The following is a 26,790-nucleotide window of genomic DNA, read 5'->3' as shown; positions in this document are numbered from 1 at the left end:
TTGTTGTTTTATTTCAATAACTTCAATGTCAGATTATTTTTGAATTAATTCATATATTATGGGGAAATTTTACAAGATTTTACTTTTAAGTTGCTTTTTTGCTTTAACTAGCTTAAATCTTTATTCGCAACAAATCAATCTTATTCGTTTTAACAACTCGGCAAATTACACTCCAGGTTCTGGAGTTTCTGTAATAATTAATCCAACTGGTGTATTTGATTTAAATAACCAGTTTGTGCTAGAATTATCCAATCCTGGTGGTGCATTTACTTCTCCAACAGTTTTAAATACTTTAGATGAGTTTTATGTACCAGTAATTAATGGAGTATTACCTACTGGATTGACATCAGGAACATACAAATTAAGAGTTAGGACTACCACTATTAACGTTTTACCTGAAGAAACATTAAATTTTACAGTTGTTAATGGTATTGATAATGGAATACCAAAAATAACGTCTCTTTTAGCGTCTCCAAATCCAAATACAAATTTTTTTAATTGTATAAATTGTAGCGGAGATTTTGTATCATTTGGTAGCTTGAATAGAAGTGATGTAGCTACCGTAAACAATAGTGTTACTTCTATATCACAAAGAGATTTAACGATTTGTAATTATGATAGTAACTATAATTATACAATTAGACTAATTAGTAAAATTGATGTGCCCACATTTTCTATTTTAGGGCCTAATATCATTCCACAAAATAATGGAGTTTTTACAATTCCAGGTTCATTAGCAATTGGAACTCACATATTTGAAATTGAAAAAAAATCTACCAATTCAATATCTGTATTTAGTGTAACTTTCTTATTCCATGGAAATGCTACTAGTCTTGGAAACTCCTCAAGTGAGCAAATCTGTGTTAATGAAAATGTAACATTTGCAATAGATAAAACAATAACTGGAATTGGAAGAAATTACTATGGATCAAAATATAAAATTGATTTTGGAGATGGTGTAATTAATGAATATACTCATGCGCAATTACTTCAATTTAGTACTTTAAATCATATCTATACCGCTGTTTCGTGTAATCGCCCTACAAGTTATTTTATTATAAAAAAAGAGCTATTTAATAAAGGAATAAACAATGTATGTAGTACTTATTCTGTAAATGGAAATGGTGTAACAAAGAATGTAAATACTAGTACACCTCCAACAGCTGACTTCAATTTACAAATCAAACAATGTATAAATACTCAAATATTTGCAGATAATACTTCAACTCCTGGATCTTATGGAAATAATGGGTGTTTAAATTTAGTAGATTATTATTGGTATTATAAAAAACCTGGTGATTCAAATTATACAAATGTACCCTCAAATAGTTCATGGATTAATTCAACCTTTGATTTAACAATACCATCTAGTTTCGTAACTATAGCTGGATGTTGGGAAATTAAATTAGAAGCTAAAAATCCAGATTTTTGTCAAACTTTATCTGAAAAAATAAAAACCATCAAAATTGAAGCGGTACCAACACCATCTTTTACCAATACACCTCAATCTCCTATTTGTGCTGGTACATCGGTTTTATTTACCAATACTTCAAATGTTTTAAATATCCCTTGTCAAGAACCTGTTTACTCTTGGACAATTACACCTATAAACGGAACACCTGCTACAAGTTCAGGCTATCAATTTGTTGCTCTTTCTAGTGCAACATCTCAAAACGCTAATATATTATTTACCCAACCTGGATCCTATTCTGTAGTTTTAAATGTTACTAATTCTTGTGGAACTTTTCCCTCGACTCCAAAAATTATTGAAGTTTTTGGAGACCCTACCGTTAGTTTTAATCCTAACTCTTTAACTATTTGTGATGCAACACCTGCTGGTTATACTATTAATTTTAGTCAAGTAGGCACTAGCCCTACTTACAGTGTTGCACCTTATGCACCAACTAGTTTTGTGTGGACGATTACTGGTTCTGGTGTAACTCCTGCAGATTATTCTTTTGTAGGTGGAACAAATACCAACAGTCAGTACCCACAAATCAATTTTACTGCATACAAAACTTATATTATTACTGTTCAAGTAAATGGAAATTGTGCTGGTTCTAATCAAGCCTCATTTACTTTTACATTAAAAGAAATGCCCGTTATTACCAACTCCAACTTGACACAATCGATTTGTACAGGAGCAACAACTTCTCCTATAAATCTAACTTCAAGTATGGTTTCTGGGACTCTTTTTAATTGGGTTGTGGTTGCTACTAATGGTATAACAGGTTTTACTACTCCTGGTAATGGAAACACAATTCCAGCAAGCACACTTATTAATCCTAGTAATACATCGGGAACAGTAACTTATACGGTTACGCCTACTAATAATGGTTGTGTTGGTACTCCAATAAATTTTGTAATAACAGTAAACCCAGCTCCACTAGTTCCAGCACAAGCATTAACGGTATGTTCTGGTAACGCTTTTACGGTTTCCTTAATCAATAATCCACCGAGTGTTATTTTGCCTACAGGTACTACTTTTACATGGACTGTTTCAAGTCCAGTTGGAATAAGTGGTGCTTCTAATCAAAGTACACCTATTACTTCTATTGGTCAAACACTAGTTAATACAACTAATGCTCCAATTGATGTAATATATACAATAACTGCAACTACAGGAACCGCACCCAACACCTGTAGTAGTATCTTTGCTTTAACTGTTACTGTAAACCCTAAACCACAAATAACAAGTCAAAATTTATCAATTTGTTCAGGAAATCCTTTTAATCTTTCCTTGGTAAATACACCTCCAAGTATAATCCTGCCAGCTGGAACTACTTACACATGGACCGTTTCTGTTCCTGTAGGAATAACAGGAGCTTCTAATCAAAATACACCTGTTTCTACTATAAGTCAAACATTACTTAATTCAACAAGTAATCCTATAAATGTAATTTATACAATTACAGCAACTTCTGGATCAGGCATAAATACTTGTAGTAGTAATTTTATACTGACTGTAACAGTAAACCCTGCTCCAAGTGCAACTATTTCAGGGAATGCAAGTGTTTGTCAAAACTCTAATGCTGCCGTGATTACATTTACGGGGCTTAATGGGGTAGCTCCCTATACTTTTACCTATTCGATAAATAGTGGTACAAACCAAACTATAAGTACTACCTCAGGAAGTTCTGTTACTTTAACTGCACCTACTTCAACATTAGGAACATTTAATTATTGTTTACTAAGTGTTGTGGATTCAAGTACTTCCTCATGTTTAAATACTAGTAATTCATGTGTCACTATTATAGTTAATCCATTACCAACGGTATCTACTCAACCAACTACAACACAATCTATTTGTGTGGGTGGAACTATTGCTCCTTTAACGGTAGCTTATACTGGTGGTGTGGGAACCGCGACCTATCAATGGTATAGCAATACTACTAACTCTAACTCAGGTGGAACACTTATTGCTGGTGCTACTAATGCAAGTTATACACCTACTGCCTTTGCTACTGCTGGAACCTATTACTTCTACGCAACAATTACTCTTAATGGTAATGGTTGTGGTAGCACTACTTCAAATACGGCTCAAGTAATTGTGGTAACAGACCCTATTGTAGATACGCAAGCTTTAGCTACTCAAACACTTTGTCAAAGTAGTACGCCAACTGATTTAACTATTAGTGTGTCTGGTGGTATTGGAACTTTTGCGTACCAATGGTACAGCAATACAAGCAATAGCACTACTGGTGGAACAATTATTCCTAGTGCTACAAACGTAATATTTACTCCTCCTACTGCAACTGTAGGTACTCAATACTATTACTGTGTGGTTACTCAAAGTGGTGTGGGATGTAATGTTACTAGTGCGGTAAGTACTGTAATCATTGTAGCTGCACCAGCTATTACTACACAACCTACTTCTAGCTCGGTTTGTGAGAATGGAACTCCTACTCTTCTAACTGTAGCTTACACCAACGGAACTGGAACTCCTGCTTATCAATGGTTTAGTAATACTACTAATAGTACTACTGGTGGAACAATTATTCCTAGTGCTACAACTGCTTCTTATAGTCCGCCTGCTACAACAGTGGGTACTTTATACTACTACTGTCAGATTACTTTCTCTTCGGGTGGTTGTACAAGCGTGCTTTCTAATACAGCGGAAGTAGTGATTAATCCATTACCAACGGTATCTACTCAACCAACTACAACACAATCTATTTGTGTGGGTGGAACTATTGCTCCTTTAACGGTAGCTTATACTGGTGGTGTGGGAACTGCAACCTATCAATGGTATAGTAACACTACTAACTCTAACTCAGGTGGTACTCTTATTGCTAGTGCTACTAATGCAAGTTATACACCTGCTGCCTTTGCTACTGCTGGAACCTATTACTTCTACGCAACAATTACTCTTAGTGGTAATGGTTGTGGTAGCACTACTTCAAATACGGCTCAAGTAATTGTGGTAACAGACCCTATTGTAGATACGCAAGCTTTAGCTACTCAAACACTTTGTCAAAGTAGTACGCCAACTGATTTAACTATTAGTGTGTCTGGTGGTATTGGAACTTTTGCGTACCAATGGTACAGCAATACAAGCAATAGCACTACTGGTGGAACAATTATTCCTAGTGCTACAAACGCAATATTTACTCCTCCTACTGCAACTGTAGGTACTCAATACTATTACTGTGTGGTTACTCAAAGTGGTGTGGGATGTAATGTAACTAGTGCGGTAAGTACTGTAATCATTGTAGCTGCGCCTGCTATTACTTCACAACCTACTTCTAGCTCGGTTTGTGAGAATGGAACTCCTACTCTTCTAACTGTAGCTTACACCAACGGAACTGGAACTCCTGCTTATCAATGGTTTAGTAATACTACTAATAGTACTACTGGTGGAACAATTATTCCTAGTGCTACAACTGCTTCTTATAGTCCGCCTGCTACAACAGTGGGTACTTTATACTACTATTGTGAGATTACTTTCTCTTCCGGTGGTTGTACAAGCGTGCTTTCTAATACCGCTCAAGTGGTGATTAATCCACTTCCAACGGTATCTACTCAACCAACTACAACACAATCTATTTGTGTGGGTGGAACTATTGCTCCTTTAACGGTAGCTTATACTGGTGGTGTGGGAACCGCGACCTATCAATGGTATAGCAATACTACTAACTCTAACTCAGGTGGAACACTTATTACTGGTGCTACTAATGCAACTTATACGCCTACTGCCTTTGCTACTGCTGGAACCTATTACTTCTACGCAACAATTACTCTTAATGGTAATGGTTGTGGTAGCACTACTTCAAATACGGCTCAAGTAATTGTGGTAACAGACCCTATTGTAGATACGCAAGCTTTAGCTACTCAAACACTTTGTCAAAGTAGTACGCCAACTGATTTAACTATTAGTGTGTCTGGTGGTATTGGAACTTTTGCGTACCAATGGTACAGCAATACAAGCAATAGCAATACTGGTGGAACAATTATTCCTAGTGCTACAAACGTAATATTTACTCCTCCTACTGCAACTGTAGGTACTCAATACTATTACTGTGTGGTTACTCAAAGTGGTGTGGGATGTAATGTTACTAGTGCGGTAAGTACTGTAATCATTGTAGCTGCACCAGCTATTACTACACAACCTACTTCTAGCTCGGTTTGTGAGAATGGAACTCCTACTCTTCTAACTGTAGCTTACACCAACGGAACTGGAACTCCTGCTTATCAATGGTTTAGTAATACTACTAATAGTACTACTGGTGGAACAATTATTCCTAGTGCTACAACTGCTTCTTATAGTCCGCCTGCTACAACAGTGGGTACTTTATACTACTACTGTCAGATTACTTTCTCTTCGGGTGGTTGTACAAGCGTGCTTTCTAATACAGCGGAAGTAGTGATTAATCCATTACCAACGGTATCTACTCAACCAACTACAACACAATCTATTTGTGTGGGTGGAACTATTGCTCCTTTAACGGTAGCTTATACTGGTGGTGTGGGAACTGCAACCTATCAATGGTATAGTAACACTACTAACTCTAACTCAGGTGGTACTCTTATTGCTAGTGCTACTAATGCAAGTTATACACCTGCTGCCTTTGCTACTGCTGGAACCTATTACTTCTACGCAACAATTACTCTTAGTGGTAATGGTTGTGGTAGCACTACTTCAAATACGGCTCAAGTAATTGTGGTAACAGACCCTATTGTAGATACGCAAGCTTTAGCTACTCAAACACTTTGTCAAAGTAGTACGCCAACTGATTTAACTATTAGTGTGTCTGGTGGTATTGGAACTTTTGCGTACCAATGGTACAGCAATACAAGCAATAGCACTACTGGTGGAACAATTATTCCTAGTGCTACAAACGCAATATTTACTCCTCCTACTGCAACTGTAGGTACTCAATACTATTACTGTGTGGTTACTCAAAGTGGTGTGGGATGTAATGTAACTAGTGCGGTAAGTACTGTAATCATTGTAGCTGCGCCTGCTATTACTTCACAACCTACTTCTAGCTCGGTTTGTGAGAATGGAACTCCTACTCTTCTAACTGTAGCTTACACCAACGGAACTGGAACTCCTGCTTATCAATGGTTTAGTAATACTACTAATAGTACTACTGGTGGAACAATTATTCCTAGTGCTACAACTGCTTCTTATAGTCCGCCTGCTACAACAGTGGGTACTTTATACTACTATTGTGAGATTACTTTCTCTTCCGGTGGTTGTACAAGCGTGCTTTCTAATACCGCTCAAGTGGTGATTAATCCACTTCCAACGGTATCTACTCAACCAACTACAACACAATCTATTTGTGTGGGTGGAACTATTGCTCCTTTAACGGTAGCTTATACTGGTGGTGTGGGAACCGCGACCTATCAATGGTATAGCAATACTACTAACTCTAACTCAGGTGGAACACTTATTACTGGTGCTACTAATGCAACTTATACGCCTGCTGCCTTTGCTACTGCTGGAACCTATTACTTCTACGCAACAATTACTCTTAGTGGTAATGGTTGTGGTAGCACTACTTCGAACACGGCTCAAGTAATTGTGGTAACAGACCCTATTGTAGATACGCAAGCTTTAGCTACTCAAACACTTTGTCAAAGTAGTACGCCAACTGATTTAACTATTAGTGTGTCTGGTGGTATTGGAACTTTTGCGTACCAATGGTACAGCAATACAAGCAATAGCACTACTGGTGGAACAATTATTCCTAGTGCTACAAACGCAATATTTACTCCTCCTACTGCAACTGTAGGTACTCAATACTATTACTGTGTGGTTACTCAAAGTGGTGTGGGATGTAATGTAACTAGTGCGGTAAGTACTGTAATCATTGTAGCTGCGCCTGCTATTACTTCACAACCTACTTCTAGCTCGGTTTGTGAGAATGGAACTCCTACTCTTCTAACTGTAGCTTACACCAACGGAACTGGAACTCCTGCTTATCAATGGTTTAGTAATACTACTAATAGTACTACTGGTGGAACAATTATTCCTAATGCTACAACTGCTTCTTATAGTCCGCCTGCTACAACAGTGGGTACTTTATACTACTATTGTGAGATTACTTTCTCTTCCGGTGGTTGTACAAGCGTGCTTTCTAATACCGCTCAAGTGGTGATTAATCAAATCCCAGTCATAAATAATGTTACTGCAATTATTTGTAGTGGCGAACAATATATTTTTAATTCAATAAATTCAAATGATGTATTACCTCCTGGTTTACAATATAGTTGGAATTTAGTTTCAATGACTCCTACTGGAACAGTATCAGGTTCGGTAAATAATGGAACTTTACAAAATCAATTTATTCAACAATTAGTGAATAATTCTAATGCAATTACAACTCTAGTATATGAAGTTACACCTATTGCAGGTATTTGTACAGGTATTCCATTTACCATCACTGTAGATGTTTATCCTAAACCTGATGTTACTTTTGACCTTCCAATTCAAACAATTTGTAACGAAACCAATACATCTTTGGTAACTTTAAATTCATCAATACCAGGCAACATTACATATAATTGGAATGCTACAATTCCAGCAGGAATTACAGGTGCTATAAGTAGTGGAACAAATACAATACCTATACAAACTTTAGTAAATAATACACCTGATCCATTAACAATTACATATGAAGCAACTGCAACCTTTAATAATAATGGTTCATCTTGTATTGGTAATGTATACAACTATTCAATATCAGTTAATCCTACGTTATCATCTTCTGGAATTTTATCTAATTATAACGGATATAACATTAGTGTATTTGGAGCTAACGATGGAAGTATAAATTTAACTACAATAGGAGGTTCAGGAACCTATACTTATAGTTGGACAGGTCCTAATGGCTATACATCAATAAATGAAGATATATCAGGATTATTTGCAGGAACATATACCGTAACTATAAACGATGGTTATTGTAATCCATTAGTTTTAACTTTTACACTTACAGAACCACCTGAATTACTTATTCAACAAGATTTAAATCTTACTATAAACTTAAGATGTTTTGGAGACAATAATGGAGCAGTAGGTGTTTTAATTACTCAAGAATCTGTTCCACCTTATGATTATGAATTATACAACAGTAGTGGTAACTTAGTGACTTCAATTACAGATTCAACTAACTTAAATCCTCAATTTACAGGATTAGTTGCAGATACCTATTCACTAACTGTTATCGATGCTAATGGGGGTAGAAAAACTGTAACAGGACTAACTGTTGCTCAACCAGACGATATTGTAATAACGGCAACTACAACACCAATAACATGCTATGGTGCCAACAATGCCTCAATAACATTGTTAGTAACAGGTGGAACTGGACCTTATCAAGCACAATGGGATAATTTAGCCACTGGTTTCTATCAAAATAACTTAGCTGCTGGAGATTATACTATATTGATAACTGATAGCGTTGGTTGTACAAAATCAATTGTAGTTAATATTCCTGAGGCTCCGATATTTACAATTAATCCTGTAGTAGTAAATATCTCTTGTTATGGGGCAAATGACGGTAGCATTAATTTAAATTTAGTAGGTGGTATTGCTCCTATTAACTTGACTTGGAGCGATGGTAGTAATGCTGGTTTAGTTAGAAATAATCTACCGCCAGGTATATATACGGTAACAATTGTTGACTCAAAACCTTGTACCATAACTAGAAGTTTTACAATTGTTGAGCCACAACCCTTAGTTTTAAGTGCTAATCTTCAAAATGCATTAGATTGTAATGATGCCAATAGCGGTTCTATAAATCTTTTAGTTTCAGGTGGTACTCCGCCTTTTACTTACAGTTGGTCTAATGGTACAATAACTGAAGATTTAAATAATATACCAGCAGGAAATTATGCTGTTTTGGTAACCGATTCGAGAGGATGTACAAAATCTGCACAATATAGTATTAATCGACCTCAACCTTTAGCCTTGAATGTACAAACTAACACTGATGTTAACTGTGAAACAAGAGAAATAAGTCAGGTTTTTGAAGCACAAGTTTCTGGAGGTGTACCACCTGTACTTTTAAATTGGTCAAGCGGAACTGTAAGTGGTGCAAATAATGAATTCATGACTACAGAGCAAGACGGATTGGTTATATTGACAGCAACGGACGCTTTAGGCTGTTCAACAACATATAGTTTAAATGTAGATATTCCAGTTATTGGAAACGCAGATTTTAATCAATCTTCTTATGGATATACAGCTTATGGTATTTATTCTATATTAGATCCAATTCAGTTTACAAATACCGCAACAGGTGATTATGTTAGTATTCTTTGGGATTTTGGAGATGGAACATTTTCTAACGAAGAGAATCCTATTCACACTTACATTTTAGAAGGTGATTATGTAGTTACACAAACAGTAACTTACCCTTTTGGCTGTGTGTATGTGCATACAATTAGTTTAATAATTGAAAAAGGGTATGTATTGGTTGTACCAACAGCATTTACACCTAATAATGACACTCTAAATGATACCTTCAGACCCGTTACAAGAGGATTGAAAAATGTAAGAATGGATGTATATGATACATGGGGTTCATTAATTTATTCTGAAACAGGAGATGTTTTAAGAGGATGGGATGGTACCATTAGAGGAATTCAATCAGAAAACGGTAATTACAATTGTAAAGTAAGTGCAGAAACGTTTTACGGAAAAATAATAACCGCCGAGGAAACCTTTGTTTTAATCAAATAAAAGTTAGAAGAAAATGAAAATTAAAATATATATTGTACTGCTTTTTATTACGTTTTTCAATGAAGTTAAAGCACAAGATCCTGTATTCACGCAATCTTTAATCATTCCAGAAACATTAAATCCAGGATTTACAGGTGCTGCTAGTTCTTGGAACGCGGGTATTATTCATCGAAGACAATGGCCTGAGGGCAATAGACGAATCGACACCCAATATGCATTTGCCAATAACTTAGTAACCGATAATTTGGGATTGGGAATAACAATTTTGAATCAAAGAGAAACTTTCACAGATTACAATTATTTTCAATTTAATGGCGTTGCCTCCTATCGAATTGATTTGAATTATAGATGGAGACTAAGACTTGGTTTAGAAGGTGGTTTTGGTCGAAAAGATTTTAACTTTAGAAATTTATTATTAGAAGACCAAATTAATGTCAATGATGGCTCAATTTCAGGAAGTAGTATTGACCCAGGATTTTTAAGATACAATAGTCAAATTAATTTTGTTGATTTTTCATTTGGGGTTTTGGTAGATGAAGAAAATGCATGGTTTGGAGCAAGTTTAAAACACTTAACACGTCCCGATATTACATTTCTTGAAAATGGAAATGCCCCTTTAGATTTATTTTTAAGTGTACATGGGGGATACTATTTTACATTAGACAATTCACCATCTATGCTCCTGCCTGCAGATACCGATTTATTAGTTTCCATTAACTATATGCGTCAATCGCAATTTAATAGATTAGACATAGGAACTTCTGTTGAAATGAATATGTTTTCATTTGGTGTTATTGCAGCTACTAATCCAGAAGGTAGAAATACCAATAGCCATTTAATAACTTCACTAAATCCTTATGTAACTATGAGAGCTGGAGAGTTTAAATTTGGCTATTCCTATGACGTTAATACCTCAAAATTTGGCCATAATCAAGGCGTACATGAATTAACTTTAACTTGGCAATCAAGCTATACCTGTAGAGATTGCGATAATTATAGAATGAAATTAAAAGATATTAAATGGTAAAAAAGGGCTAAGAAATTTCTTAGCCCTTTTAAATTATTCTACTAGCACATCCTGTTTACACCTACTCAAAAAACAACCACTATTACATTCTTTCTTTATATTGGTTATACAACATTTGGCAAACTTTATCCATTGCTTTAAAAATTGCAACTTCAAAATTTGGAGCTTTAGAAATGCTGGTTAAAGTCAAAGTCGCATTATAGAGCGTTTCACTGTCGTTACGTCCTATGCGTTCAATGAAATTAATTTTGGTACTTCCTTTAGGTGAATCAGATACGATTACTTCTTGTGTATTGGTATCTACGGCAAATAATAAATTTTTATTCATTTTCTACTTAATTAATAATTAATGTAAGTGACACCGTCCGTTTGAATTGGTGGTTCTTTTCTTACATCTTGTTCCTTTTTTTGTAGTTCCAGAGCATTGTTGTGAATAAGTTGATGCCTTTTTTGTTGTTTTACCATCGCAACAATTTGAGCCAACTGTTTTTTCATGAATTTTACATACACAACTGTTTGATTTGCTGCGATTGCATTTCATACAAAGCAATTGAATATTTGAAACATCACTACTTCCGCCACAAGAATAGGGTATTATATGGTCATATTCAATATTTTCAGAACTTCCACAACATTGGCATACACCACCATCTCTAGTAAAAACAATTTTTTTTGTTGTAGTAGATATATACCTACTTTGTGAAAAACCACAAATACTGACCAAAAGCAGCAGGACTATTAGATACCTTTTTTTTAATCTTAAAACTTTTTTCATAGTATTTTATTCTATTTATTTAAACCTGAAACAATCCCAAAACTTCAGGATAAGTTGACAAGCCGTACGTTCAGGTTCTATTATCTATCTTGTTGCACTCGTTTCAGCATCTCTCCTTTTGTCATCCTATGTTTGCAAAAGGAAGTTCTTTGAAAATTTTATAAATTTATTTCAACAGAAGAAAGAGAAAGATAAAAGCTATATTTTGTCATTGGTCAATTAAGACTGTTCAGCATGCTAGTTCCTTTCTCTCTCTGCTTTTGAACTTGGACAGTTCATTGGTCATAAAGACCGTATTTAGGATTGATAAGTCTCAAGCAGATTTCTTCCGTTTACTTTAATTTCCTTAAAAACAAATGTATGAAAAAAAGTAACAATTATGTTGGAATTGACATCTCAAAATTAACTTTTGATGTCGCTATTTCTAGTTATGATGACAAGTACAAGTATTTTAAATTTGCTAACAATCATGAAGGTTTTATGATGTTTTTAGAACATTTAAAGGTCTCTGAATCAATTTGTGTGATGGAAGCTAGTGGTCCATATTATTTAAAATTAGCCACTTTTTTGTCAGAGCAAGCAATAGATGTTTGTGTGATAAATCCATTGGTAATTAGGAGGTTTTCTCAAATGCGAATGAGTAGAGCAAAAACAGATAAAAAAGATGCTATGCTTATTGCAGAATATGGAAAAACCGAAAATCCAGGTATATGGAAACCTGAAGCAAATCATGTTCTAGAGCTTAAGCAAATGCAAGCCTATCTAGAACAATTAAATAAAAACAGAACTGGATTTGTAGTTCAAAAAGAAGCATTTAATCAAAATCCTATTAAGAGTGAAACACTTGAAAAAAGTATCAATTCTGTTTTAGAAACCATAGAACAAGAGATGAAAAACATTGAGAAAAAAATGGAGTTAATAATTAAAACACATCATCAAGAAATGTTTAGTCAACTAAAAAGTATACCAGGAATGGGAACTAAAACATCTTTGCTATTGATTGTAATATCTGGAGGCTTTAGTAAGTTTAATAATCATAAGCAACTTGCTTCATATGTTGGAATATCGCCAAGAATATTTGAATCAGGAACAAGTGTTAAGGGTAGATCGAAAATTTGTAAAATGGGAATGAGTAAAATAAGAGCAATGCTTTATGTATGTGCATGGTCAGCAAAAAAATGTAATAAGAGTTGTAAAGAATTATACGATAGATTAGTAGAAAAAGGAAAATCAAAAAAGCTAGCTTTAATTGCAGTAGTAAACAAATTATTAAAACAAGCTTTTGCAATTGCAACAAAAAAAGAATATTATTCAGTAAAAATTAACTAAAATAAATTTGGAAATAAACACAGTTCATGCTGAACTCGTTTCAGCATCTCCTACCCAGTAAGCTTCTGTTTTACACAGTAAAACCCACCCTTTCTCAATCCACAACCTTCAAATCTTTTTCATCATACAAAACAATCTGCGGTTTTTCTTTATATAAAATTACCTTACCTGTGATACAAACCTGTTTGCCTTTCAAAGTAAGCGGGTCATAACTAAACGTTTTCAACACCTTTTCAAAAAATACCACTGTAAACGAATGATCGGGATAGGCTTTGCCAAAGTTCAAATACGTAACTTTTCGTTCTCCTTTGGTTTGATAAGTACCGGTAATGGGCGCACAAAACGTAACGATTTTACCTTCAAACGTACCAATGTTTTCGAGTGTAACCTCTTGCGACCAAAGCGAAGCCGACAAGCAACATAAAAATAAAATTAGTGTTTTCAAATGTAAATTTCAAGTAGCTAATATAAAAAAACATTTACAAAAACAGTATATCACTATTGCAAGTAGTAATATAGCCTATTGGGCTAATTTATGAAATAATTGAAGTTAATTTAAACAATATTAAAAATTATTTTTACAACGAACGTAAAAGGGATTCTCACACGAGCGAGCTAATAATCTTTCATTTTTGGAATAACACCACGAATGCCTCCTCTTGGGTTTTCAACATCTCCTTTATATCTGGGTATAATATGAATATGACAATGCCAAATCGTTTGTCCTGCTGCTTCATTAATATTGATACCAATCGTAAAACCATCAGGATTATATTTTTCTTGAAGAATCGCTTTTACTTTATTTACAACAATCCAGCAAGCAGTTTGTTCTTTTATAGTCAATTCAAAATAATTAGAAACCAAACGTTTAGGAACAATTAATGCATGTCCCTTTGAAACTGGAAATTTATCATAAAAAGAAAAGATAGTTGCAGTTTCAACAATTAATTCTCTTGTTTCATCTCCAATCAAAAACGGACTTAAATAAATATTACCCTTGTTTAAAGTTGTGTAATGCTCGTATTCATATATTTCGCAATTCTCATTCTTAAAAATAGACAAATAACCTAATTTAATCAAACATTGATAAGTTTCTTTTTTGTGTACTTTATGAATTCTAAATCCTTCATATTGAATATCTCTACGAACCGCAAAATAGGCTTTTCCGTTTGGTTTTAAAAGATTTGAAACATTCATTAAAACTTGTGCTTGTTCCTCTGGTAACAAAACATTTAAAACATAAAAACACAGGATTGTATCATATTTTTCGGTTGGAAATTCTGGAAAATAAAATGGATCATATCCATTAATATCAAATCCTTTAATTTTTAATAATTCTACATCTTTGCCAATTCCACAACCAAAATCCAAAACTTTACCTTTTATCTTTTTTTGATTTAGTAAAATTCTTGCTGGATATGAAAGAGAGGTTCTTTCTATTGCTGTTAAATGACTATTTTGGTTTTGATTACTCATTCATAAATAAAAATCCGTTATTACTAGCAATTGTTATCAAAGGCTGAATTGTATTTGAAAATTTATCTTTTTCAAAAGAATCAATATTTGGAAAAATAGTTAGAAACTCATCCATATATTTACTTTTAGAATTATGATGTTTATTGATTTCAAAAGCTAATTTTTGCAAATCATAAAATTTATCAAAATGCCTATCAAATAATGGAAGTTTATCACTTTTAGAAGAATTGAATTTCTTTTCAATTGGTAACAAATTCCAAATCAAATCATGTGAAACAAAAGCATGAGGAACGAAATGGTCTAACGCATAATTCTTTTCATCAAAATACAATTTAGTATCAGTAAAAATGCAATTTACCGAACCTAATTCTTTGAAAACTAATTTCCAATATTCATTTGTTTGTTTGGTCAAACCATTTCTAATTGCTGGCTTAATTAACTTATTTGGAATATCAGGAACGTTTGGATTTCTTGTTTGAAGAAATAATGCCAAATTCCAATAGCAGTAATCTTTTAAAACTTTTGCATTAGTTTTTAAATAAGAAACCCAAATAGGGTTAATAGTAATAAAATTTTTATGCAAAGCATACATACTATCATTAACAAATGATTGCGAATCTAAATATATTCTACTTTTTTGTTGATTATCGGTTTCATTGTTGATTTTTGGAAACCAAGGAGATAAAAACCAATGAGGTACATTTTTATCAAAATGAAACAATTGATTTATCGTTTCTTTATTTGTAGAATTCTCTAAACAAGTTTCAAGTTTACTTTTCTTTTCGTCAATGGTTAAATTTTCTTCTTTTAAAATTAGTTCTACTGCAATTTGTAAATTGTCTTGCTTACCAAATGAAATATGAAAGTAATTTATAGTATACCAAGAATTACTTATCATTCTCGAAAATATTTTTCTCTTTGGAATTTCAATGTTGCCCTCTTCTACTAATTCAATTAAAGCGATTAACCAATAAAATTTATAGGTAGCCGAAGTGCTTCCAAATACAGATGCAAGTTTATTAATTGGTAAATTATTTGATATTGGTAAGTTCATAAATAATATTCTAATTAGGATAAACTTTGTTTTTTTATTAATAGATTATTTTAAATTATACTTTTTTTCCAATTCTAGTTTTTGGATTCGAGCATTAATAGCACCTGAATTTCTACCAAAAAACTTACAAAGTTCCGCTTTAGATTTACCTTGTTTATAAAGTTCTTCAAGTTTTGTATCATCTTCAGTAGTCCAAGGCATATAGGCATTTTTATTTATTATTCTTGCAGTTTGAATATAACTAGGTACTTTTTTTTCTTCAGAATTATATAAATTGTCTTTAGAAAGTTTACTTCCACAATTTCTACAAAATTTATCAAATTCATTCACTGTAGCTCTACACTCTTCACAAACAATAATTTGTGTTTCTATGTTTTTGATTACCGGCTTATTTACTTGGTAAAAATGTTGTGGAATTTCATCAACAAATGATGACTCGTTTCCTAATTCAGTTATAAGAAATAATTCATCTTTTGCTCTTGTGATGGCTACATAAAATAATCGTCTTTCTTCTTCAAGCAAAATATCATATTTTATATCTTTTACAACTCTAAAAATAGCATCATCAAGCCAAATATCTGGAAAACCTCCATTACCTTCGGTTAACCCAATAATAAAAACAGCTTTAGCTTCTAATCCTTTAGAAGCATGAATAGTTTTTGAGGAAACAAAAAGTCTATTCTGTTTTAAAGCTTCTAAATATGGACTAAACATTTTAGATCTTCTATATAAAACAAGAATATCATCTTTACCCAAGCCACTATCATAAAGATGTCGAACTTTATCAATTAAAAATTCTACACCATCATCTTCAGTGATTTTGGCTCTGTATATTTGAATCTTACTTGGCATTTCGTTGAATGCTCTTACATCTTTACTAATCTGATTTTTATTGTGCTTTATTACTTCATTACTTGCGCCTACAATTGTTTGTGTACTCCTATAATTAACATCCAACTTATGTATTTCGCAATCTTTGTAATGTGTTTCAAAATTAACTATGTAATCTACGTTAGAACCTCTAAAACCATAGATACTTTGCCAATCATCACCAACACAAAATAATTGATTATCTGGTTTCAATAATAAGTCTAATAATTTTACTTGTAATCCATTTACATCTTGAAATTCATCAACCATTAAATACTTAAATTTACTTCTGTAAAGTTCTCTAACATCTTCATTCTCCTTAAGAAGTTTTACGGTTAAAATTATTAAATCATCAAAATCTACATAGGATTTATTTGTACAATAATTTTTGTACTCTTGGATAATTGGAATAGCAAGTTCATAAAAAACTCTTATTCTTTCATGCTCGCTTTTTAATGATTTCTCTAATAAACTTGAAGGTTCAATATCTTCCCCTTTCATCATAGACTGCAAACGCATAACCGTTTTTAAAAACTCATCTATTTTATTATGATATCGATTAAATTCTTCTTCATAATTCAGAGAAACTTCTTCAGAAATTGTTTCAGAAATTTTTCCCTTTACAATTCTTTCCATCGCTAAATTGAAAAGGATTGAGTTATTCATTATGGATTCGTAAGTTACAACACAATTTTTTCCGCCTTCAATAAATTGTCTTTCTTTATCAGCCATTTTATAGCTTTTATCAGTAACATGTTCCAGATAAAGATTGGCTTGGGGAATGAAAAAATCTGGTTTAAAATTGAAATCTTTGAAGTTGGTTACTTTTTCATAAACATATTTTATATTGTGCCTATACAGCCAATCTGCAATATCTCGCTCTGACTTCGATTTTACCGTTTCCCCTTTTAAAGTAGTATATGTTTTTTGTCCTTCGTTAGTATAAATTTTTATTTCCTTATCAATAGAAACCTTTTCAACATAATAGTCTAATATATATCGTTTTAATTTCAATAAATAATCTCGGTCTTTACAAGCAAGAATTAATATTTTACTTATAATATCTTTAGGTTTCTCATTCGCAAGAATATCTTTCGCTTTTAAATCCACCTCTTCAGCCGAATTATCTGTAATTAGTTTGAATTTGTTATCAAAAACAGGATTGCCATTATCACGAAGAATTTTATAACATAAAGAATGAAATGTTCTAATTGTTAAATTTGAAATCCAAGGCTGCTCTAAAACTCTCTTTCTTCTTTCAGATTCTTTTTGTAGCGATGTAGTTGATTTATTTTGAATATATGATTCATATGTATTTGTTGTATCACTGGAAATAATTAACCTATCAATCATCTCATTTGCAGCATTTTTAGTAAATGTTATTGCTAATATTGAAGAAGATTTTACACCTTTTTCTGCAACCAAATAAAGAAGTTTAGATATTACAGTTTTAGTTTTTCCTGAACCAGCACCCGCAAGTACTAATACTCTTTTTGCTTCTGAAAGTACAGAAGCTTTTTGTTTATCATTTAAATGTTCAATTACATTCATATATTTATAAAGCTAACAATCCTAATTATTTTCACAAATCACTAAAGCTTTAATTTTATCAAAAAAATCACTTGTATCATTATCTTAAAATCATTGAAATATGAAAATATAACTTCATGAACTCTTGAAACAACTTTTACAGTGCTTTTGTTATCGAAATAGCTTTTATTTATGATTTACTTTACCCCAAACATAGCGAAAAAAAAGCACCCATACAACCCATAAGAATACCTATTTTAAACTAGGTAAAATATAAAGAAACTTCCTTGGTTAAAGTATACAAAGGTGTGGAGAAAAAAATGTAGAAAACCGTTCAGGAAGTGTAAAAAAATAAACAGAACAATGGCAAGTTCAAGGGCAATACTGAAACTTTGAGGCATAAATCAAGAAGTAGTAAGTTGTTTTTCCTGTGTTAATTTTTTTAAATAGTGCAATCAAAATAAAATTATCTATTATATTTACAACTTATTACGACGGAGTAGCTGGAACTGCTCGAGGTCTTATTATAAATTTACGCTCAAAAAGTGGGGTTCTAGCCAGTTTTTTTGAGCTTTTTTTATGCCTTTTTGGGAGTAAAAATATAATTTTTTGATTCGTCAGTACTAAACAAACAATTCATCAGGACGAAAGAAATGGTTCGTCAGGACGAAACAAAAGTTTCATCAGGACGAAATTGTTACATATATAACAAAAAAAAACCTCGAGTACTGGAATACTCGAGGTCTTACTATAAGCTTACACTTACAGTGGGGATTCTAGCCCGCTTTTCTAAATGATAAATCATTTAATAATGAACGTAATCTTTTTCCTGGTCGGAATAAAATACGCGTTTTGGTAATTGCACCTGAAGTTACTTCTTCAGCGGTATCTCTACCTTCAGAGCTTACTCCAATTTGAAAATTACCTAATCGTCCTAATTTGACAATTCTGCCTTGCTCTAACTCGCTAATAATATTGCGCTCTAACGATAGTAATACAGCATAGCAATCGGATTCGGTTACCGTACATTGATACGAAATTTGCTCAGCTAATTTGTCTAAATCGGTTTCTCCATCTGCAATTGCAGCGGCATAAAATTTTTCTGGTGCAGCCATGTCCTGCGGGTTTCTTCTTGGAAGAACTTTGTACTTAACGCTCATTTTCATGTGTTTTATGTGAAAAAAAATAAATTAGTCATAGTACACAACCTTCGGAAATCATGTCTAACTGACTAATGCAAAGTTTATAAATTGAGATGAGAAATGAAAGGCAAAGTTATTCACAAATTGTAGGATTTTTAAACAAACCTGCTTGTTTTTAGTAAAACAATATAGGTTTTTAATTGATTGAATATCAAGTATTTGAAAAATAAAACACATTGTTTTTTTAATTATAAGCATCTGAAAATCAAGCTGTTCACTACCGCATTGTAGAATAAATATTTTTAACTTTTTTCTAACTTTTTTGCCATTCTTTTTATGAAAGTTATACAATTGATTACATGTTTTTATAAAGTGTTGAAAAGTGTAAAAAGTGAAGGCTAGTAGCATAACCAACGATACGTGTAGCATTATCTGAACTATGAAAAGCGCAACGTCCGAAGCTTCTTACTCTGTCTAGCTCTCTCAACACAATCCACTTCCAATAAAACTCCGTGTAGCTCTGTGTAAAAACTATGTGTGTAGCCTATTGTGAACTATGAAAAGTGTAACGCCTCTGTGTAGCTCTCTCAACACAATCCACTTCCAATAAAACTCCGTGTAGCTCTGTGTAAAAACTATGTACCTATGTGTTAAAAATCCGCCCCAATCAGCGTTCCGCCCAGTCGGACCCGTAACATCCGCGTGCTAAATTTAAGCGCACCATCTGAAACTTCAGCCCATAACTTCGAACGCTGTGGAAAGCTCAAAACACCAATCAATGAAAATCAAGTTTGACAAATGAAATCTAAAAAGAGAAACGTGTAGAAACGATGATTAGTAATTGACTGGCCACAATAGAAATAAAAAACCGCTTGAAAATATCAAACGGTTTAATAATTAAAATGGAATCGATTTGAAAACTATTTTTTTGACTAGTCATCCTCCTCTGATGATTCGTTTTCATGATTAGCTTCAGAAGTATTGCTCAAGTTAGCATTGTCTCTAATTTCAGTATGGCGAATTTCACCACCCGAAGTTCCAACAGACTTAGACAACACCGCTGAACCTATTGCTAAAAATAATATTACATACGAAACAACTGATGCTTTTCCATGTTTTTTATAATTAGCAACTAAGCCTAAAATGGAAACAAGTCCTAAACCATAAAGTACTTTCATGAAGGTTTCTGCTAATTCTTCGTGCTCATGAATAATGTCATGTGAAATGCTTAATTCTTCTACAATTTCTTCAGCCCCTTCACCAGTCATCATCGTAGCTTTTGCCATTAGCATGCAAAAAATGAAGATTACATAAGCCGTATTGACTAATATGGTTTGTTTTTTAACAATACCATAGGCTAAAATTCCTATTCCAAAGAATAATCCAATAATTGGAAAATGGTTAAAAACCATGTGTAAATGTGCTTGATTCATAATTTCTATCATTTAATTGGTTACATCAAAAACACCTTTTGTCAATATTTTTGAATTTTGTTTAATTGTTTCATCTAATAAAATTTCAACAAATTCTGTTGATTGTTCTCCTACCGAAACCAATGTTTTTTTGAAAACATAACTGCCTTTATTTTCTTGTAATAAAAGTACAAAACTTTTGTTATTTTCTTTAATTAAAGCATCTACAGGGATACCGAAGCCTTTTTTAGAATCAATTACAATTCCTGCTTCCACAAACATTCCTGATAATAATTTTGATTTGTCCTTTGGATTTAAAGTTCCAAAAACCGAAATAGTTCTTTCTTTACTTTCTATTGATTTTCCTACCAATTGTACTTTAGAACTGAATTGTTCTTTACTAGCTTCTGGAATCGTAAAACTAATATTTTGTCCTTGTTTTACATGCAAAATGTCTTTTTCAAAAATGCTTAAATTCAAATGCAAATAATTGGTGTCTACAATTTCTAATATTACATCTGATGGCGACATAAACATGCCCACATTTGCATTCATTACTGTTACATCTCCCGAAATAGGTGCCGAAATAGTGATTTGTGAAGTAAATTTTCCACGTTCTACATTAGCTGGATTGATGTTTAACAGTAGTAGTTTTTCACGTAAGCCTTGATACATTCCTTTTGCTTGGCGGTATTCGCTTTCAGCTTTTAGATAGTTTTTTTGCGAAGTTATTTTTTCACTATACAAGGTTTTCTGACGTTCAAATTCTGATTTTAAATAGTTAATTTGTTCAGCAACTTCAACATAATCCTTTTGTAAATCCAAATAATCTGTGTTTTCTAAGGTAATTAAAGCTTGCCCTTTTGCTACTTTATCTCCTACTAATAATTTGGTAGCTTTTACATAACCTCCTAAAAATGTGGTTACTTTAGCTCGATATTGTGGTGGAACATCTATTTTTCCAGATGACTTAATCGTGACTTCAAAATCTTGTTCAACTGGAGCGCCTATTTCCATTTTGGAAGATTCAAATTGCGCAGCTGTTACCGTTATTAATCCGTCATCAACTATTTTTTCTTCTGCAACTTCTTGTTTGCATGAAAACATGAGGGTTGCTATTATTGCTATGTATACTACTTTTTTCATTGGTATGTTATTGTATATTAATATATTGTAAGTCTAATTGTGTCTGGTTGTATTGGTTAACAGCATCTAAATAATCCACCTGTATTGTAGTGGCATTCTCTAAACTTTGGATGAATTGGAAAAAATCAATTTCCCCTTGTTTGTAACTCATGTTGGCCACTTTAATAATTTCTTGAGACACTTTTTTTCCGTATTGGTTATAGTAATCAATTGCTTGATTGTGTTGTTCTAATTCGCTGTTTTTCTGTTTTATGTGCGCATCAATTTTAATTAATTCGTGTTGCTTTTGTTGTTCCCAAGCTTGAGATTCCAACTTAGCCACTTTTGATTTTGCCACATTGCCATTGAATAATAAAGGAACAGCCACTCCTACTTGAAATCCATATAAAGATTGCGTAATGCCACTATTTCTACCTTGAAAATACTCGATATTTACATCAGGTAACCAGTTTTGTTTTTGAAGTTGTTCGTTTGATTTGTACTTACTAGTAATACTTTCAAAATAAGTTCCATACAATGCTTTACTTGAAGTATCTAATATATTATTAATAGGTTTGACTTCATTCGCTTTTATGGTAATTATTTCCTCTGATTGAATCAAAGCTTGCAATACTTCTAATTGTGCTTTTTTCTCTTTATCCAGTTGCGAAAGTTTGGTACTAATTTGTCTAAACTTAGCTTCAGCAGTTATTTTTTCCAAATAATTGGTTTCCCCTAATTCAAATCTTCTGTTGCTTGCTTTGGAAAAATTTTGATACAAACTATCCAAATAGCGATACAATTTTTCTTGGTGTTGCAAATACACAATTTGATGATAAAGTTTTGAAACTTCTAATTTGAGTTTGTTTTTTTGCAATTCGAAAGAAGCTTTTTGACTTTCTAACTCGGCTTTATACACCTTTCTTTGAGCACCATAAACCGTTGGAAATGCAAAGGATTGTTGTACTCCGAATACTTTTAAAGGTTCGTTATTTAGGGCTAAATTATTTTGGTCATAACTGTAATACACATTGGTTTTATCAAAAGAATAAGCCGTTTTAATGTTAGCGTTGGCTTTGTCGATTTGCAATTGCCCCGCTTTCACTAATTTATTGTTTTGTAAAGCTTTAGACATCATTGAATCTAATTCAGTAGTATTTTCTTGTGCAAAACCAAAGCTGGTTCCAAATAAAAATAGCAAAATATAAGTTCCACTTACGTGTTTTTTGAATTTTGGTTTTTTAAATTCTTTCTCATCAAAGATTTTGAACAAAATAGGTAAAACAATCATGGTTAAAAGTGTTGCTGTAAACAATCCACCAATAACTACAGTGGCTAATGGTCGTTGCACCTCTGCTCCTGCTCCAGATGAAATAGCCATAGGTAAAAATCCTAAAGCAGCGGCTGCAGCAGTTAATAAAACTGGTCGAAGTCTATCGGTGGTTCCTTTTAAAATAAGCTCGTTCATATCTTTCATACCACTGTGTTTTAATTCTTTAAAATGTTCAATCAACACAATACCATTCAATACAGCTATACCAAATAATGCTATAAATCCAACCCCAGCCGAAATACTAAAAGGCAAATCGCGTATCCATAAAAATAAAACACCACCTACAGCAGACAATGGAATTGCAGAATAAACCATTAAGGCTTCTTTGATTGATCCAAAGGCAAAATGTAACAATATAAAAATTAAAAATAAGGCAATAGGTACAGCAATAAGTAATCGGGCTTTTGCACTTTGCAAATTTTCAAATTGCCCACCATACGTAACACGATATCCTGAAGGTAACTTAATTTCAGTATCGATAATTTTTTTAACATCATCAACAACACTTTGTAAATCGCGGTTTCTTACGTTGATTCCTACGATGATTCTTCGGTTGGTATTATCTCTTGAAATTTTTGCAGGCCCTTCGGTATATTCGATAGAAGCTAATTCTCGTAACGGAATTTGCTCACCATTTGGAGTGGAAACATATAAGTTTCGTAAGTCTTCAATATCCGTTCTGTTGGTTTTATCTAAGCGAATGACCATATCAAAACGTTTTTCACCTTCAAAAACATTTCCAACTGTTTTTCCTGCAAAACCAAGAGCAATCATTTCGTTTAAATCAGCAATATTTAAGCCATAACGAGCAATTTTACTTCGGTCGTATTGCACAAACATTTGAGGCAAACCTTCTGTTTTTTCAATGATAATATCCGAAGCCCCTTCTACATTTTTAATTGCTTTTTCAATTTCATGGGCTTTTTTGGCTAAAATATCTAAATCTTCCCCAAAAATTTTAATCGCCACATCGGAACGAGAACCCGAAATTAATTCATTAAAACGCATTTCAATAGGTTGCGTAAATTCGATTTCCATATTTGGAATTTTCTCTTCAAGTGCCGCTTTGATTTTATCAGCCAATTCATCTTTTGTATCGGCAGAAACCCATTCTGATTTAGGTTTTAATTTTACAATAATATCACTTTCCTCCATACTCATGGGATCCGTTGGCACTTCGGCAGCACCAATTCTACTTACCACTTGCGTTACTTCAGGGAAATTCTTAAGAATTATTTGCTCGATTTTTGTAGTAGTTTCAATGGTTTTAGACAAGGAAGTCCCCGTTTTTAAAACCGGTTGAATTACGAAATCGCCTTCATCTAATGTTGGGATAAATTCCCCTCCCATGGTTGCAAACAATCCAACGGCTAAAAACAATAAGCCAACAGCACCATATAGTACTTTTTTAGTATTGCCTAAAGCCCAAGTGATTACAGGTAAATACCACGAATTCAATTTGTTAATTAACCGATTAGAGATGGATTTTGGGTTTTCTTCTTGCGGTTTTAAAAACAAGGAAGCTGCCACTGGAACATAAGTAAAACAGAACAACATGGCGCCAATTAATGCAAAACTAAATGTCATTGCCATAGGTTTGAACATTTTTCCTTCCACACCCGATAAAGAAAGAATTGGAATAAATACGATAAGAATGATTAACTGACCAAAAATAGCCGAATTCATCATTTTAGAAGCACTTTTATAAGTAATTTGGTCAATTTCTAACTGACGTTCTTCTTTAGCCATGCCAACTAAATGTCGGGATTTATGCGCAATTTGGAAAGCGATGAACTCGACAATAATTACGGCTCCATCGATGATGATACCGAAGTCGATAGCACCTAAACTCATTAAATTGGCATCAATTCCGAAAATATTCATAAAGGAAATCGCAAACAGCAAACAAAGTGGAATAACAGAAGCTACTACCAATCCTGAACGCCAATTTCCAAGCAATAAAACCACTACAAAAATTACGATTAAACAACCTAAGATTAAGTTTTCGGCAACAGTAAATGTTGTTTTTCCAACTAACTCACTTCGTTCTAAAAATCCGTTGATGTAAACACCTTCAGGTAATGTTTTTTCAATTTCAGCTACTCGATGTTTTACATCATCAATTACTTGTTTTGAATTGCCTCCTTTTAACATCATTACTTGACCTAAAACCTTCTCGCCTTCTCCATTTCCTGTAATGGCTCCAAAACGATTCGCATGACCAAATTGTACTTTAGCAATGTCTTTAATATAAATTGGTAATCCCGAATCATTTTTAACAACAATATTTTCAATATCTTGAGCAGAATTTACTTTTCCTTCGCCACGAATGAAATAGCTTTGATTGGTTTTTTCAATATACGAACCACCAGCAATGCTATTGTTTTTCTCTAAAGCTGTAAAAATAGCAGCAGTAGAAATGTTCATTGCTTTTAAACTGGCAGGATTGATAGCAATTTCATATTGTTTTAAATAGCCACCCCAAGTATTGATTTCAACTACACCTTTGATTCCAGACAATTGTCTTTTTACTACCCAATCTTGAATAGTTCGTAAATCGGTAACAGAATATTGATTTTTAAATTCAGGCTTAACTTCTAACGTATATTGATAAATTTCACCTAAACCTGTAGTAATTGGTCCCATTTCTGGAGTACCAAAACCTTCAGGGATTTTTTCTGCTGCTGTTTTAATTTTTTCAGCAATTAGTTGTCGCGGTAAATACGTTCCAATTTCATCTTCAAAAACAATAGTTACTACTGATAATCCGAATTTTGAAATAGAACGAATTTCTTTTACACTGGGTAAATTAGCCATTTCAATTTCAACAGGATAGGTAATATATTGTTCGATATCTTGTGTAGATAAATTACGAGAAGTAGTAATTACCTGCACTTGATTATTAGTAACATCTGGGACAGCCCCAATGGATATTTGAAAAACAGAAAACAAACCAAAACCCAAGACTCCTAGTGTAAATAAAAGGACAATAAGTTTGTTTTTTAAACTAAAAGCAATAATTTTTTCTAACATTTTAATACATTTTTAAAATAAATAAATATCATTTATCTTTTAAGATAATTAGAATTGAAACCTTAATAATGAATCAATTATAAAAGAATATATTAGAATATTTTAGGCGGTAACCAAATTGAAATAATCAAATTGGATGTAAATGATTTATTGTAGAAAAATTTCTTTGTTATCGCAATAATAGGATTAACTAATTGTAACTGAAACGTCATTAAAGGGAAAACAAATAACACACTTATCGAATTATCAAGTGTTTTAAAAGGTAAATTTTGATGGTCTTGATTGTTGTCAACATTTTTAGCATAGTGTAACTTAATGTATTCTATGAATGATATGGAATTAGAAGACAATTCATTTTTATGAGCTTTGTAATGCTCAACAAGATTAGGTAATTTTACTAATTGCCCAAGTGATGTGTTAGCACATAGGAAAACAAAAACTAAGAAATAGACAATTAACTTGTTCATTTTATACTATTTTAATCAGTAT

14 protein-coding genes are annotated in these 26,790 nt (G+C 32.8%); 3 read left to right on the top strand and 11 right to left on the bottom strand.

Translation table 11 applies throughout. From position 1 onward, the window contains the following. Positions 1-58 precede the first annotated feature (58 nt). Complete coding sequence (locus tag RSE15_RS00475; RefSeq protein WP_324069035.1) at positions 59-10,195, top strand: DUF8696 domain-containing protein; 10,137 nt, start codon at positions 59-61, stop codon at positions 10,193-10,195. Positions 10,196-10,208: 13 nt separating this feature from the next. Then, positions 10,209-11,222: a PorP/SprF family type IX secretion system membrane protein gene (locus RSE15_RS00470; protein WP_324069034.1), complete on the top strand. Its 1,014-nt coding sequence runs from the start codon at positions 10,209-10,211 to the stop codon at positions 11,220-11,222. Between the two features lie 82 nt (positions 11,223-11,304). Here RSE15_RS00470 and RSE15_RS00465 read toward each other — a convergent pair whose 3' ends face one another. Both RSE15_RS00465 and RSE15_RS00460 read right to left on the bottom strand, forming a co-directional pair. Next, the gene (locus RSE15_RS00465) at positions 11,305-11,550 is read right to left on the bottom strand and encodes a hypothetical protein (RefSeq protein ID WP_324069033.1); all 246 of its coding nucleotides are present in this window, start codon (positions 11,548-11,550) and stop codon (positions 11,305-11,307) included. A gap of 18 nt (positions 11,551-11,568) precedes the next feature. Then, a complete protein-coding gene (locus tag RSE15_RS00460; RefSeq protein ID WP_324069032.1) occupies positions 11,569-11,997 on the bottom strand; it encodes an HNH endonuclease in 429 nt (142 codons plus the stop codon). 360 nt (positions 11,998-12,357) lie between these two features. Here RSE15_RS00460 and RSE15_RS00455 point away from each other — a divergent pair, with 360 nt between their 5' ends. Beyond that, the gene (locus RSE15_RS00455; protein ID WP_324068928.1) at positions 12,358-13,326 is read left to right on the top strand and encodes an IS110 family RNA-guided transposase; all 969 of its coding nucleotides are present in this window, start codon (positions 12,358-12,360) and stop codon (positions 13,324-13,326) included. Between the two features lie 94 nt (positions 13,327-13,420). On the opposite strand, the gene RSE15_RS00450 is transcribed toward RSE15_RS00455, so the two are convergent. The 9 genes from RSE15_RS00450 to RSE15_RS00410 all read right to left on the bottom strand — a co-directional run bounded on the left by RSE15_RS00450 (position 13,421) and on the right by RSE15_RS00410 (position 26,768). Beyond that, positions 13,421-13,771, bottom strand: coding sequence for a hypothetical protein (locus RSE15_RS00450; protein WP_324069031.1), 351 nt, complete (start codon positions 13,769-13,771; stop codon positions 13,421-13,423). Positions 13,772-13,941: 170 nt separating this feature from the next. Then, positions 13,942-14,802 (bottom strand): HIT family protein, encoded by an 861-nt coding sequence (locus RSE15_RS00445; RefSeq protein WP_324069030.1) that lies wholly within the window; start codon positions 14,800-14,802, stop codon positions 13,942-13,944. Beyond that, positions 14,795-15,856, bottom strand: a complete 1,062-nt coding sequence (locus RSE15_RS00440; protein WP_324069029.1) for an HNH endonuclease domain-containing protein — start codon at positions 15,854-15,856, stop codon at positions 14,795-14,797. The genes RSE15_RS00445 and RSE15_RS00440 overlap by 8 nt, the downstream gene beginning before the upstream one ends. A gap of 45 nt (positions 15,857-15,901) precedes the next feature. Next, a complete protein-coding gene (locus RSE15_RS00435; protein WP_324069028.1) occupies positions 15,902-18,277 on the bottom strand; it encodes an ATP-dependent helicase in 2,376 nt (791 codons plus the stop codon). A gap of 755 nt (positions 18,278-19,032) precedes the next feature. Beyond that, positions 19,033-19,416, bottom strand: a complete 384-nt coding sequence (locus RSE15_RS00430; protein WP_324069027.1) for an HU family DNA-binding protein — start codon at positions 19,414-19,416, stop codon at positions 19,033-19,035. Between the two features lie 914 nt (positions 19,417-20,330). After that, positions 20,331-20,831, bottom strand: coding sequence for a hypothetical protein (locus RSE15_RS00425; RefSeq protein ID WP_324069026.1), 501 nt, complete (start codon positions 20,829-20,831; stop codon positions 20,331-20,333). A gap of 12 nt (positions 20,832-20,843) precedes the next feature. Next, complete coding sequence (locus RSE15_RS00420) at positions 20,844-21,956, bottom strand: efflux RND transporter periplasmic adaptor subunit (RefSeq protein WP_324069025.1); 1,113 nt, start codon at positions 21,954-21,956, stop codon at positions 20,844-20,846. A gap of 7 nt (positions 21,957-21,963) precedes the next feature. Then, positions 21,964-26,301 carry a CusA/CzcA family heavy metal efflux RND transporter gene (locus RSE15_RS00415; protein WP_324069024.1) on the bottom strand — a complete coding sequence of 1,446 codons (4,338 nt, stop codon included), beginning with the start codon at positions 26,299-26,301 and terminating at the stop codon, positions 21,964-21,966. A 92-nt stretch (positions 26,302-26,393) separates the two neighbouring features. After that, positions 26,394-26,768 carry a hypothetical protein gene (locus RSE15_RS00410; RefSeq protein WP_324069023.1) on the bottom strand — a complete coding sequence of 125 codons (375 nt, stop codon included), beginning with the start codon at positions 26,766-26,768 and terminating at the stop codon, positions 26,394-26,396. Positions 26,769-26,790: the final 22 nt, after the last annotated feature.

This window comes from Flavobacterium sp. (assembly GCF_035195345.1).
In the GTDB taxonomy this organism is placed as follows: Bacteria; Bacteroidota; Bacteroidia; order Flavobacteriales; family Flavobacteriaceae; genus Flavobacterium.
The sequence above is the reverse complement of the archived record's forward strand: the minus strand, read 5'-3'. Positions and strand labels throughout refer to the sequence as shown.